This is a genomic window from Reichenbachiella sp. MSK19-1 (assembly GCF_003590315.1).
Classification (GTDB): domain Bacteria; phylum Bacteroidota; class Bacteroidia; order Cytophagales; family Cyclobacteriaceae; genus Reichenbachiella; species Reichenbachiella agariperforans.
Window position 1 is genome coordinate 631926 of sequence record NZ_MIER01000016.1, and the last position, 13164, is coordinate 645089.

At 40.9% G+C, this 13164-nt stretch carries 11 protein-coding genes and 1 tRNA gene; 7 read left to right on the top strand and 5 right to left on the bottom strand.

The window, feature by feature from the left end:
• Nucleotides 1-2: 2 nt before the first annotated feature.
• Together BGP76_RS15305 and mutY are read right to left on the bottom strand one after the other, a co-directional pair.
• Complete coding sequence (locus BGP76_RS15305; protein ID WP_073121260.1) at nt 3-458, bottom strand: single-stranded DNA-binding protein; 456 nt, start codon at nt 456-458, stop codon at nt 3-5.
• A 2-nt stretch (nt 459-460) separates the two neighbouring features.
• Nucleotides 461-1573, bottom strand: a complete 1113-nt coding sequence (gene mutY / locus BGP76_RS15310) for an A/G-specific adenine glycosylase (protein WP_073121259.1) — start codon at nt 1571-1573, stop codon at nt 461-463.
• A 124-nt stretch (nt 1574-1697) separates the two neighbouring features.
• On the opposite strand from mutY, the gene BGP76_RS15315 reads away from it, so the two are divergent.
• The 3 genes from BGP76_RS15315 to BGP76_RS15325 all read left to right on the top strand — a co-directional run bounded on the left by BGP76_RS15315 (nt 1698) and on the right by BGP76_RS15325 (nt 4522).
• Nucleotides 1698-1988: an HU family DNA-binding protein gene (locus BGP76_RS15315; protein ID WP_073121258.1), complete on the top strand. Its 291-nt coding sequence runs from the start codon at nt 1698-1700 to the stop codon at nt 1986-1988.
• Between the two features lie 7 nt (nt 1989-1995).
• The gene (locus BGP76_RS15320) at nt 1996-2805 is read left to right on the top strand and encodes a tetratricopeptide repeat protein (RefSeq protein WP_119845325.1); all 810 of its coding nucleotides are present in this window, start codon (nt 1996-1998) and stop codon (nt 2803-2805) included.
• A gap of 166 nt (nt 2806-2971) precedes the next feature.
• On the top strand, nt 2972-4522 hold the full coding sequence (locus BGP76_RS15325; protein WP_073121256.1) for an Rne/Rng family ribonuclease: 1551 nt from the start codon (nt 2972-2974) through the stop codon (nt 4520-4522).
• A gap of 18 nt (nt 4523-4540) precedes the next feature.
• On the opposite strand, the gene BGP76_RS15330 is transcribed toward BGP76_RS15325, so the two are convergent.
• The gene (locus tag BGP76_RS15330) at nt 4541-5194 is read right to left on the bottom strand and encodes a porin family protein (RefSeq protein ID WP_119845326.1); all 654 of its coding nucleotides are present in this window, start codon (nt 5192-5194) and stop codon (nt 4541-4543) included.
• An 80-nt stretch (nt 5195-5274) separates the two neighbouring features.
• On the opposite strand from BGP76_RS15330, the gene BGP76_RS15335 reads away from it, so the two are divergent.
• Nucleotides 5275-6300 carry a gliding motility lipoprotein GldB gene (locus BGP76_RS15335; protein WP_147407484.1) on the top strand — a complete coding sequence of 342 codons (1026 nt, stop codon included), beginning with the start codon at nt 5275-5277 and terminating at the stop codon, nt 6298-6300.
• Here the strand turns inward: BGP76_RS15335 and BGP76_RS15340 are convergent.
• Together BGP76_RS15340 and BGP76_RS15345 are read right to left on the bottom strand one after the other, a co-directional pair.
• A complete protein-coding gene (locus tag BGP76_RS15340) occupies nt 6287-7453 on the bottom strand; it encodes a glycosyltransferase family 4 protein (RefSeq protein WP_119845328.1) in 1167 nt (388 codons plus the stop codon). The two genes, BGP76_RS15335 and BGP76_RS15340, sit on opposite strands and share 14 nt — an antisense overlap.
• 599 nt (nt 7454-8052) lie before the next feature.
• Nucleotides 8053-8126: transfer RNA gene (locus BGP76_RS15345), tRNA-Asn, on the bottom strand.
• A gap of 293 nt (nt 8127-8419) precedes the next feature.
• Here BGP76_RS15345 and BGP76_RS15350 point away from each other — a divergent pair.
• The 3 genes from BGP76_RS15350 to BGP76_RS15360 all read left to right on the top strand — a co-directional run bounded on the left by BGP76_RS15350 (nt 8420) and on the right by BGP76_RS15360 (nt 13142).
• Nucleotides 8420-8857, top strand: coding sequence for an Hsp20/alpha crystallin family protein (locus tag BGP76_RS15350; protein ID WP_119845329.1), 438 nt, complete (start codon nt 8420-8422; stop codon nt 8855-8857).
• Between the two features lie 148 nt (nt 8858-9005).
• On the top strand, nt 9006-10493 hold the full coding sequence (locus BGP76_RS15355; protein ID WP_119845330.1) for a Do family serine endopeptidase: 1488 nt from the start codon (nt 9006-9008) through the stop codon (nt 10491-10493).
• 195 nt (nt 10494-10688) lie between these two features.
• A complete protein-coding gene (locus BGP76_RS15360) occupies nt 10689-13142 on the top strand; it encodes a hypothetical protein (RefSeq protein ID WP_221409894.1) in 2454 nt (817 codons plus the stop codon).
• Nucleotides 13143-13164: the final 22 nt, after the last annotated feature.

A 13164-nucleotide genomic window follows, 5' to 3' on the forward strand; every position in this document is an offset into this window, starting at 1 on the left:
TGTTAAAAAGGAAGATCGTCAATTTCATTGTTCTCTTCTACTGTAGAATCAACGATTTCTGTTTTGGTAGCTTGGTTTTGATTGGATGCCGCTGGCGCATTGTACTCACCTGATGATCCGCCATCTGGTCGCCCACCTAGCATGGTCAACTCTCGACCTACTACTTCGGTGATATACTTAGTTACTCCATCTTTGTCTTCATAAGACCTAGAGGTTAGTTTTCCCTCGATGTACACTTGGCTTCCTTTTTTGAGGTATTTTTCGGCGATCTCTGCGAGTGGAGACCATAGCACCATATTGTGCCACTCGGTGGTCGTCACGCGTTCACCTTCTCTGTTTTTGTAAGTTTCGCTGGTAGCCATAGAAAAATTTGCCACCGCACGTCCGTTATCTAAGTGTCTTACTTCTGGGTCTTTTCCCAAGTTTCCGACTAAAATTACTTTGTTTACTCCGGCCATAATTAAGGTTTTAAGGATTGAAAATTTAACACATTAGGCAACTCGGCTTCCAAAAATTTTTCAATGGGTTTGGGAACTGCCAAGTTTACTAAGTCACTAATATGCAGGCTTTTCAATTTATTATTCTGACAAATTAATTTAAAATCCTCTCTTTTTGGTATATCAAGAACGTGGAAATACAAGTGAAGTTTTTGATGAGTCAGGAGATGTTTGTACTCTGCCGAACTGTACAAGACACTTGGTGTTCCCCAGTCGTTTTGTTCTACAAGTTCAAAAATACTGCTTTTTGAGTGCATATCTGATTCGATTAGGAGAAAATCAAATAGGCCTTGCCATATATCTCCCTTTTCTCGTTGTTTGACGAGTACTTGTCCTTCCTGATGTAGGAGAATATAGTCCAAGTACCGGCTTTTGACTTTTATTTTTTTTGTTTTGACAGGTAGAGATGTTTGTTCCTTTTTTTCACGGGCATAACACATCGCTTCGAGAGGGCAGCTATTGCACTGAGGATTTTTAGGCAGACATATCGTGGCACCTAACTCCATAACAGCTTGGTTAAAATCACCAGGCTGATCATGAGGGATAATTTGACTGCCCAGTTCAAAGAAAGTTTTAAAGGTAGAAGAGAGCGTTATGTCTTCATAGATACCAAACACGCGAGAATAGACTCTAAAAGCATTGCCATCTATAGCAGGGACAGCCTGATCAAAGCATATGGATGCGATGGCTCCCGCAGTATATTTTCCAATACCCGTGAGTTTTATGAGCTGGTCATAAGTGTTTGGAAATTCACCTTCTAGTTTTTCTACTATATGACCAGCGCACTTATGCATATTGCGCGCTCTGGAGTAGTACCCGAGCCCTTGCCACATCTTGAGAATGTCGTCTAAGGGGGCAGTTGCAAAATCTTGAACTGTCTCGTAGGTCTGACTAAAGTTGAGGTAGTAGGAAGTGCCTTGTGCGACCCTTGTTTGCTGTAGAATGATTTCGGACATCCATACGGTATAGGGGTTTTTGGTTTGCCTCCATGGTAAATCTCTGTGATTCAGTCTGTACCAATCGAGTAGTCTACGACTCAGTTTGTCTTGTCTTTTACGGTCTGTTTTAGGTTTCAATCCAGAAGATTATTTCTAAGTGAGGGATTTTTTGTTTTTATTTGCGCTTCTGAATTCGTGGAAGTTCAGTTCGGCTAAAATAGCCCATATACAAGATTTCTACTACATATAAATTAGATTCAACGTGACGAAAGCAGATGTGATCAACGAGATCGCCGAGAAAACAGGAATTGACAGATTGGATGTCCAAGCTTCAGTAGAAGCATTTTTTAGCGTAGTGAAAAGTTCAATGGCAGACGGAGAGAATATCTACGTACGTGGTTTTGGGAGTTTCATTAATAAAAAGCGAGCAAAGAAGATTGCAAGAAATATTTCGAAAAACACAGCAATGGTAATAGACGAGCACTATATTCCAAGTTTTAAGCCGTCTAAAGTGTTTGTAGAGAAAATCAAATCAAGTGGTAAAATAGGGTAAGTATAGTATGTCTACACACCGATGGCTAGTTTTGATTGGCGGGATTGCGCTGATCGTTGTGCTTTTTAGTTTGCCTAAGGTCGTGGTGGACAATGATGCCATAGATACAGAGATAGTTGATACGGCGGCACCCGTGGAAGGGACTCATGGTTTTTCTATCTCGGAGGCGGATCAAAAACGACGTGACTTTTTGAAGAATCAGCTCGCTGATGCGGATAAAGAAAAAAGTGTTATCTTTGCCGACTCTTTGGCTAGACTATATCTGGGCTACAATCAATTAGACAGTGCTTCCTACTTCGCAGATGTGATTTTGGAGTATGATCAGTCGATTGTAGGACAGCAAAAAGCAGGAGAGATATACTTCCAACTCTTTGGAATATCACTGAATCAGGCAGACTTAGCAAAGTATGCTAAAAAGGCTCAAGTGTGTTTTCAGAAAGTAATCGAAGAGAAAGAAGATCCAGATACCAAGGCGAAATTAGCCATGACGATGGTGATCTCTGACAATCCGATGCAGGGTATATCGATGTTGCGTGAGATACTAGATGAGTATCCCGACAATACTACAGCACTATATAGTCTCGGCATGCTGTCCATTCAATCTGGACAATATGACAAGGCCATATGGCGATTTGAGAAATTGATGACTATTGATGCGACGAATCAGCAAGCAGCCTTTCTTTTGGCAACTAGCTATTTTGAGACTGGGCAGCGTGACAAGGCAAAGCAATGGTTTGAAAATATAAAAAGTACTAGTACTGATCCAGCGATACTTTCATCGACAGATCAATACTTGAAAGAGTTAAATGAATTTTAGAACATTAAAGATTTTTTGTTATGCCGTGTGGTAAAAAAAGAAAAAGACATAAGATCTCTACTCACAAGAGAAAAAAGAGACTAAGAAAGAACAGACACAAGAAGAAGTAATTGTGCTTTCTTGGGTTATTTGAGTTAATCAAGTTTTCATATTAAACATTTAGGAATTGAGTAACGAATTGATAATTAATTCAACTCAAAACGGATGTCGAATAGCCCTTTTAAAAGATAAAAAATTATCCGAGTTTCATCAAGACGATGATGGACATCAGTTCAACGTAGGTGACATTTACCTAGGCCAAGTGAAAAAAGTTGTGCCTGGGCTGAATGCCGCCTTTGTTGATATTGGGTATGAAAAAGATGCATTTCTGCATTATTTGGATCTCGGACCCCAGCTTCAGTCGTTGAATAAATGCACGAAACAGATTCTCTCTGGCAAAATGGCCGGAAAAAATCTGAACGGCTTTAAACGACTACCTGATATTAATAAGCTAGGGAAGATGAACCAGGTTTTGTCAAAAAACCAAAGAGTTCTCGTACAGGTTGTAAAAGAACCGATTTCTACAAAAGGGCCAAGACTATCCAGTGAGTTGTCAATTGCTGGTAGGTATATAGTACTCGTACCATTTTCGGATTCAGTAAGTGTTTCCAAGAAAATAGCAGATAGTGCTGAGCGTAAAAGATTGCTTCGTCTGATCAATTCGATTAGACCAGAAAACTTTGGAATCATCATTCGAACAGTTGCACAAGGTAAAGATGTGGCTGAACTCGACAGAGATTTGACCAGCTTGGTAGACAAGTGGTCGAAGGGAATGGAGAAACTGAAGAAGGTGAAGCCTAACGAAAAGGTGATTGGCGAGATGAATCGCGCTAATTCCATTCTTCGTGATGTTCTCAATGAATCGTTTGATAGTATAGTGGTTGATGAAAAAGCACTATACCATGATGTCAGAGATTTCATCAGAGAGATCGCTCCTGATAAGGAGAAGATTACAAAGCTTTACAACGGTAAAGCTAAAATATTTGAAGCCTACGGAATAGAAAAACAACTGAAAGGTTTGTTTGGACAATCTGTAAGCATAGATGGAGGGGGGTACCTCATCATCGAGCATACTGAAGCACTACATGTCATAGATGTCAACAGTGGTAATAAATCTAACGCAGAGGATAATCAAGAAAGCACCGCACTAAAGGTGAACTTGGATGCTGCTAAGGAGATCGCCAGGCAGTTGAGATTGCGTGATATGGGTGGTATCATCGTTATCGATTTTATCGATATGAGAAAAATAGAGAACAAAAAAGCTCTTTTCTCTAAGATGAAGGACGAGATGAAAACGGATCGTTCTAAGTATACCATTCTGCCTCTGTCTAAGTTTGGTTTGATGCAAATCACCAGACAGCGTGTAAGACCTGAACTAAATATCAAGACTAGGGAAGTTTGCCCATCTTGTAATGGTACTGGAAAAGTCACTGCGTCTATTCTAGTGACTGATCAGATCGAAAAGGATGTCGAGCACATCATGACTAAACAGAATGAAAAGAAACTAACCATCAGCCTACATCCATATTTGTATGCGTACTATACCAAAGGCTTGTTTTCAAGACAATGGAAATGGTACTTTAAGTACAAGCGTTGGATAAACGTGGTAGAAGATTCATCAATGGCGATTTTGGAGTACAACTTCATCAATAGCCTAGGAGAAGAGATCGCACTTTAAGTGCGATCTTTTTTTTGCTTAAAATTTTACGCCGACCTTGAGATGCAGCATATCCATACGTATGGCTAGGTCTGCGGCTAGGTCGTCATTCTGATCACGAACAACATTGACCAAGCCTCGGTCATAAAACACACCGGCATAAAGCCGCGTATTGATTTCTGCGCCATACTCTACACCAATACCTCCAGTAAAGGAAAAGTCAAAGAATCGGAATTTTTCAATCATGATATAGTCTTTGTCAAAAGCTTGGTCGTAGAGCAAAATTTCTCCCATGAAACCTAGCTGGAAAAACAAACGCAAATCAGGCTGAATCTCACTGGTGAACAGTTTAAGTGTAGCGGGAATTTGAAGGTATTGTGCTTTGTACTCTTCTTTTTGATTGATAATGCTCGTTGTGATTTGGTCAAAATCAGATGCAACAACAGATATTTTTTTGGGAGCGAAAAGGATGCCGGTACTAAAAGCATAAGTCTCAGTGATGGGAAAATCAATCTCTAATCCGAATTTGGCTCTAAAAGCCATGTCCCCTTTGGATACTTGACTATCATCACTAGGCTGATAGGTTGTTCTGGTAAAGGAAAAACCGGGTGAGACCGTCAGTCCAATATTAGGCTGGGCGATACAGATAATACACGAGAATAGGAGCGGTAATAGGGCTAGACATTTCTTCATGAGAATAAAATAAATACTTTTGTTGGTGATAATCAGATCTTATGGATAGTTATAAAATTACAAATCTAAAGCCCATCTTATTGAAGACGAATAGAATATTTCGAATAATTCTTAAAATTAGTTTTTGGTGTCTTCCTTTAGTATGGTTGAGTGCATGTCAGCAGGATGCATGTGATCAATGGAAGGATTATAATGAGGTCTCAGTAGAGACCTCTGTAGAGCACTTAGAAGAAGAGCTAGGGAAGCTGGCATCATGGGAAGAAGTAGTTCTTTTTTTGGGTGCGAATCGAGTGATGGCTGACTATTTTTTGGATGCCAATCAATACCCTAATGATACGATATTGGCCAAGAGGCTATTTGGCCTTATGAGAAACCCTCATATCGACACATTGTTTACGGAGGTTGGAGAGTACTTTGAGCAATTTGATCAGGAGAATCTGACAGAGCTAGAGTCTGCATACCGTGTGATCAAACATCATTATCCAGACGTAGTGATGCCTAGGATACAGACCATCATCACTGGGCAGTACAACGATCTTTATGTTTCTGATTCGTTGATTGTACTGGGGCTGGATTTTTTTATGGGATTGAATGCCAAGTATCCACCTAATGATGTGCCTATGTACATTGTCAAACGGTACATGAAAGAGAGCGTAGCTCCGATAGTTCTCAGTTTTGTGTCGAATGAGTTCAACTATATAGACACACAGCATGGGACGCTATTGGCGGACATGATTAACGTGGGAAAATCCTATTACTTTGTCTCCACGACACTACCATGCAAACCTGATTCATTGATTATTGGTTATACGGATGAGGAGATGGATTTGGTAGAACAAAACCAAGAAGTAATATGGGCGAGTTTCATCCAAAATGAAGTGCTCTATGAGACGGATCATGCGATTAAAAACAAGTTTGTTGGCGAAGCTCCTAATGTCTATGAGATAGATGAGAAATGCCCTGGGCGAGTGGGAGCATGGATTGGCTGGCAGATCGTTCGTAAGTATATGGAGAACAATTCTGATGTGTCTCTGCAGCAGCTCATGCGAGAGACTGATGCGCATAAGATATTCCAACAATCAGGGTACAAACCTAGGAATCTTTAGCGTGTACAAGTCGCTCCACAAATGATAGAAACTTCGGGGCTTGGAGTTTGAGATCAAATTGTCTTTCGGCTAGTTGACGGCTATTGATTTGATAACTGTGGAGCAGTTCGGGATTGTCTAGGAAGGGCGTGATTTTTTCCTTGAAGTTATCGCTAGAGTCGTGGACAAAGTGAACGCCACACTTTGCTTGGTAGATAAGTTCAGCGACCCACCCGTCAAAGTTGGTGATGATGAGTTTGCCAGCAGCTAGCGCATCGAATAGTTTGTTAGGGCTGCCTGTGAATAGGCTGCTATAATTCGCAAAGGAAATCAACATGGCATCTGATTGCTCCATGAGCTTTGCCATCGCTTTTTTATCCGAAAAGCCACGAATCTCTACATTCTTCAGTTGCTTGTCAGCGATGAGTTGTTCGATAGCAGGCTTGTCTGCCCCAGCTCCGACCATGACAAAACGTATAGGGAGATTCTGAACCTGCTCAGCGATGGAGATGACCCGAAAGAGGTCGTTGGCCAAGCCGAATGTGCCCGTATAGCAGATGACAAATTCATTCGTTGACTTCTGTTTTTCAGTTGGTTGAAAGAAATCACAGTCGCTGATGTTGTAGATGGTTTCAGTAGCCACGCTGGGCGCGATGGACTGGATGTGTGAGGTGATAGGTGGAGACATACCGATGTTGCCAATTGAGTGAATGTAGAATGTTTTTTCCATCCATCGTGTCAGATACTTAAGGGGCCAAGCACGGATAAATCCCATCTCTATGGGGACCAAAGGCCACAGGTCTCCCACCTCAAAGAAATAAGGTCTTTTATAGAAGAATTTGTTGAAGAGTCCAATCATCCCTGTTGTGAGTGGAGTGGTCATGATATAGCAGCAGTCGATGGCTTTGTGCCCCATGGATGCGCGACAGGCCAAATAGCTATAGCTGAGGAAAGCTATGATTCGTCTCCAAAACTTATAGGTATTGTCATAGGGTACATGAAGGTAGATGACTCGGATGCCAGCTATATTTTTCACTGTTTTAGGTGCATTGTGTGTGGTGATCATCGTGACCTCATGTCCGTTTTCTACCAATGTTCTAGCGAGTAGGTAGGATCGGATGCTTCCTCCTTCGGTTGGGGTTTTGAAGAATTGATGAAAATATAATACGTTCAAAATGTCGTGATTTGACAAAGTAAATAATAAAGTCGAATTTAGCTGGATACAACTAATCCTGCTAACAATACCTAAATCAATAATAGCGCGAATATGTCAAATGCGAAAAAAGTGATTTTTTCCACCTGTACCAGACTCTTCTTAGGATTTACTTTCATATTGTTTTCGCACTAACAATTATTTGAATAATAAGAGGTGAAGTAAAACAAGGGGGAGTTCATCAACTTCGCCTATCTCGATGATCGTGGCAAGTACAATGTCAAATCAGATTCTATTTATATCAAGATGCGATTAGATTTTATGCCCATAAGCTGCCTTTGCTGCTCATGTGCTTAGTGATGAAATACGGAAGAGCTGTGTGTCAGGTATGAGCATTTCATAAATGAGTTTTACGCTGTGCAGTTTGGGAGAGAAAAACACATACAGGCAGAGCAAGCTAAAACCAGAGAGTGTTTCGGTGCATTTGCTCAGAGGGAAAAGACTAGGGATACCTTACTTCGTGATCCTCTCTAGTTTTTGGTGTGAATTGAAGAGGTGTTAAAACAAAAAAACCCGTTAGAAAATAAATTCTAACGGGTTTTTGTTTTTTTAGCTTTTTGCTCCTCTTGTTGGACTCGAACCAACGACCCTCTGATTAACAGTCAGATGCTCTAACCAACTGAGCTAAAGAGGAATGTATTGAAGTCATCTTTATGACCTCCCCGATTTGGGAATGCAATGTTAGTAGCTATATTTTAGATTCACAATATCCGAGCATAAAAAAGTGTAAATCTTTTTTGAATATGTAAGTGTTGTGTCTGTTTGTAGTACATGGTTTATGAATAATTCGGACATAGTGTCTGTAAAATAGAGTAGGAGTTGATTTTTTAAGTCATAATGACATGTTTTAATGCAAAATGCACACTTGGTATAAAATTCTCTATAGGGTTGGTGTAAATGATTATTAAACCTTAAAATTTTATAGATATGTCACTTATTCATTACAACCCAGCAAGAACTACAACACAAGGTGTTAACAGATTCTTTGATGATATTTTTGGCGATAATTTTTTTAATACAGACGCCGTTCAGTACAAGAGTTTCGTGCCGCAGGTGGATATTTCTGAAACCGACAAGGCATTTGAGTTGCAATTTGCATTGCCAGGATTCAAAAAATCTGATATTAAAGTGGATTTGAATCAAGGTGTACTGACTGTGTCGGGAGAGAGAAAGTTCGAAGAAAAAAAAGATGGCAAAAATTACCATGCTGTAGAAACCAGATATGGATCTTTTAAGCGAGCGTATCAACTGCCAGACAGCATCAATGATGAACAACTGGATGCCAAATATGAAGACGGTATTCTAAACATCTTGGTACCTAAAGACGTAAAGAAAGTACAGCAAAAAACTATAGCAGTAAAATAAGTTTAGGTTAGGTTGGTTTGAACCCCGATTCTGGATTTCGCAAGAATGAATGGTCGGGGTTTTCCTTGTTAAACATTGTTAAACGCTGGATCAAGTTCTATTTTATTACGTTAATTGTTCGAATTCCTTAAAAAAATTAAGAATAGTTATGAGTGTAAGAAAAAATTTTATCGGAATGATAGCTGCTTCCATTTTGGGAGGAGCAGTAGCCATAGGTGGCTATGAATTGATTAGGGAGGAGGCATTGCCTCAGGAAAATGCGCCGTCTGAGCAGGGAGTACAGTTTTCGAACTATAACACTATGCCTAAGGCAACGGCACCTGTGGGGATGAATTTTGTAGAGGCGGCTCAGGTAGTGACGCCTGGTGTAGTACATATTAGGAGCACCGTTGGGGCGAGTACGGCCAGCAATGGCCGTTCTGGTGACCCCTTTGAACAGTATTTTAGAGAGTTTTTTGGTGCGCCTGGGCAGGGCTATCAGCAGCGCCCTTCGGTCGGGACAGGTAGTGGGGTCATTATGAGCCCTGACGGGTACATCGCGACTAACAACCACGTGGTGGAGAATGCTGATGATATAGAAATCCTCCTCAATGATAACCGTACGTATAAGGCAGAGTTGATAGGTACGGATCCTACGACGGATTTGGCTCTGCTAAAAATAGAAGAGAAAGGATTGCCATTTGTTCGGTTTGGTGATTCGGATAATATTCAGGTCGGTGAGTGGGTACTTGCAGTAGGTAATCCATTTGAGTTTAGATCTACCGTGACGGCCGGCATCATTAGCGCGAAAGGTAGAAATATTAACATACTGCGCAACCGCAATAGACTTCAGATCGAGTCTTTCTTGCAAACAGATGCGGCTGTCAATCCAGGTAACTCTGGTGGAGCTCTGGTCAACCTCAATGGCGAATTAGTGGGCATCAATACAGCTATTGCTACACCTACTGGTTCTTATGCGGGGTATTCATTTGCCGTCCCAGCCAATCTCGTGAAGAAGGTGATTGGAGACATTAAGGAGTTTGGAGTCGTGCAGCGTGCATTGTTAGGTATTAATATTCAAGATGTCAATGCCAAGCTCTCCGAAGAAGAAAACCTTGGGGTTTTACAAGGGGTCTATGTCAGTGGCGTCAATGCCAATAGTGGAGCATCAGAAGCAGGGATCAAAGAAGGTGATGTGATCATCGCCATTAATGATCGACGTGTCAACAAAACGTCTGAGTTGCAGGAAAAGGTGGCTCTCAACAGGCCTGGTGACCAGATCAAGGTAACCCTGCTTAGAGATGGAAAGGAAAAAACGGTCACGGCTACTCTACAAAATACCCTAGGAACGACAGCTACAGTCGCTGCGACTAACAATAGTGTCATTATTCAAGGAGCCACTTTCGAAGATGCTTCGGATGAGGATATGACTAAGTTGGGCATCAAAGGCGGTGCAAAACTGGTGGTGTTGGAAAGTGGAATATGGAAAGACGCTGGCATCAAGGAAGGGTTTATTATTACAAGGATAGACCGAGGAGCGGTCGCCAATGTGGAGGATTTGTCTCGTGCATTGAGTCAAACTAATGATGGATCTGGTGTCCTCATAGAAGGGATTTACAGCAATGGCCAGAAAGCATACTACGGTATGGGTTGGTAGTTTGGACTCGATTATAAAATTAAAAAGGCCATAGAGTTTAAAATTCTATGGCCTTTTTCTTTCTTATCCTGCCAAATCACTTCATTTTTTGACGAACGTACTGGATTATTCGATGACTGATAGCGACTTGAGTGAGCTTTGTTTTTAGCTTTGTTGAAGCTATTTATTTTAGAAAAACCTATTAACCCTTATGTTATGAGACAGTTATATTTATTGCTTCTCGCGTTGGTCATCATGACCGTGACCTTTTCTGGATGTATCACCGAAGATAACTCTGGAGAAATTGCAGACCTAAAAGAAGAATTACAAGCAGAGATAGATGCGCTCAAAGCGCTATTGGAAGAGAGTAATAGTATTTCGCAAGTGTTGGTTGAAGACAATGTTCTGAAACTTATTTTTGCGAATGGAGAAGTGCTCACCACTATATTACCTGAAAGCGAAATCCCACAGATCGGCGACAATGGCAATTGGTGGATTGGAGCCGTTGATTTGGGTGTTCCAGCACAATCGGAAATTCCAATCATAGGAGCTAATGGCAATTGGTGGATTGGTGGTGAAGATACGGGGGTGAGTTTTGCAGTTACGGATGGTCAAAATGGTAAGGACGGCGTTGATGGTGCAAACGGGTCGGATGGCAAAGACGGCGTGGATGGAACCAACGGCAAAGACGGAGTTAATGGATTGACACCCTATATTGGAGAAAATGGTAATTGGTGGATTGGAACGGAGGATACTGGTATAAAGGCCGAAGGGCAAGATGGTACGAATGGCTCTGATGGTAAAGACGGTGTGGATGGTACGAATGGTACTGACGGTAAGGACGGTGTTGATGGAACCAACGGCACGAATGGCTCAGATGGTGTTGATGGTAATACCCCATTTGTCGGAGCTAATGGTAATTGGTGGATTGGAACGGATGATACTGGTATAAAGGCCGAAGGGCAAGACGGTGTTGATGGAACAAATGGATTAGACGGTGCGGATGGGATAGGTATTTCCTCCGTAGAGTATGATCAAACCTCTGGAACATTGACAATTACCTTAGATGATGCTACAGTCTATAGTTTTGTTCTGTCATATGAGGATACACTCAAAGCAGTGAAACTGAACGATCTCAATGGTGAATATATGGTTTCTGCGATTTACAATGGAGACCTGCCGTTCGTGATGTTTGATTATACTGTAGATAACCGCTTAGAAACTGTTACTTATTATACAACAGTGTTAAACCAACCAGTTAAATATTTATCAATTGATAGAAAATACACTGTAGGTGGTGATATAGAATCTCAATCCTATACAGAATGGGCTACCAAGAAAAAAGCGATTCAAGAAGGAGAAATATGGCCAGAAAAAGAGTTAGGGATTAATATGACTCCAGAAGACGCGTTTTTTGAATTGACAGGGTCAGTCGATGAGACCTTGTCGGATGAATTTTATTTGTCGTTAACTGGGAATGCCGTGTACAAGGATAGTCTTATATATGTGATGGGACTTGATGACAATGGTGAAACTATCGTGAGAAAGTTCATGGTTCGTGAAACTGATGCCACTGAGCCATTTGGAATGATTGAAGTAGGGCCTGAGGGAGTATATGTATGGACAACTCCATATGATGAAGAGAATGAGGAATGGTCTGGTTCGTACGAAACCACTAATTCAGCATATAATTATAGATCGATATATTATGATGGTAGCACTTATGTTTTAGGAGCTAGTGAGACTATTACTTATTACCCTTGGGGGCAACAAGTATTAGCGATTACAGACCCTATAGACGATACCAGTGTTGCTGGTAAAGTGGATGATTATGTAGGTATATATAGTGGGGACTATGAAAATCCTGATAATGCACTCTCGGGAGATTTTAAAACACTGTTTAAAACATATAGCACGTACGAGCCTGGTGACCAGATAGACAACTACTCTCTAGTATATGCTTATGAAGGAGAGAACTTCAGAGGATATGATGATGGCGAAGGAGAGGACGTTTTTTATGTGACTGTTGATAACGGTAAAATTGTGACTGTTGCACTCTTTGATGAAGGAGAAAAAGAGGATATGCTAGGCTTTAACTATACGGATAATAAACTAACTTCTATTGATTATATCTATGAAGCTATTGATGACATAGTTATGGTTAGCTATGATGGACAGGGTAATCCAATTGAGTTTTCGGTTAATCCATCGTTATTAGAAGAGCAATCTGTTGAGGGGAATATCGATAACGAACTCTTGGCATCTCTGGGACTAATTTACTCCTACGATGAGTATGACCCCACGTTAGGGATGGTAGTAGAAAAGTATCATTATCCAGATGCCTATACCCCTTTGATTAATATCACTTATAACTATGATATGAAGAGCTTCATGAATCATACGTTTATGGCAGCTAATCCTTTAACGTCCTTTTTTGACGTGTCTAATGCGATTAGTGAGATCGGCTGGGCGGGTCATGGTAGCGCTACTTTTAATGAGTACCTTAATTTTAACGAAGGAGGCTATCCTGAGGAGATCAAAACATATCTTCAGGTATCTGCTAGCGATGTGCCTTTGGAGGCGACAGATGAGCTTGAAGATTTTGGTATCCCAATCAATGGTTCTGTTGCTGTGAAATACAAGTTGGAATACGTTAAAAAGAATCCTTAAGATATTAGTACCTAATTTAACC

Bases quoted from the DNA above. Each gene is read 5' to 3' on its own strand.
- BGP76_RS15320 (WP_119845325.1), top strand. From the start codon at position 1,996: ATGTCTACACACCGATGGCTAGTTTTGATTGGCGGGATTGCGCTGATC.
- BGP76_RS15360 (WP_221409894.1), top strand. From the start codon at position 10,689: ATGAGACAGTTATATTTATTGCTTCTCGCGTTGGTCATCATGACCGTG.
- BGP76_RS15330 (WP_119845326.1), bottom strand. From the start codon at position 5,194: ATGAAGAAATGTCTAGCCCTATTACCGCTCCTATTCTCGTGTATTATC.
- BGP76_RS15305 (WP_073121260.1), bottom strand. From the start codon at position 458: ATGGCCGGAGTAAACAAAGTAATTTTAGTCGGAAACTTGGGAAAAGAC.
- BGP76_RS15350 (WP_119845329.1), top strand. From the start codon at position 8,420: ATGTCACTTATTCATTACAACCCAGCAAGAACTACAACACAAGGTGTT.
- BGP76_RS15355 (WP_119845330.1), top strand. From the start codon at position 9,006: ATGAGTGTAAGAAAAAATTTTATCGGAATGATAGCTGCTTCCATTTTG.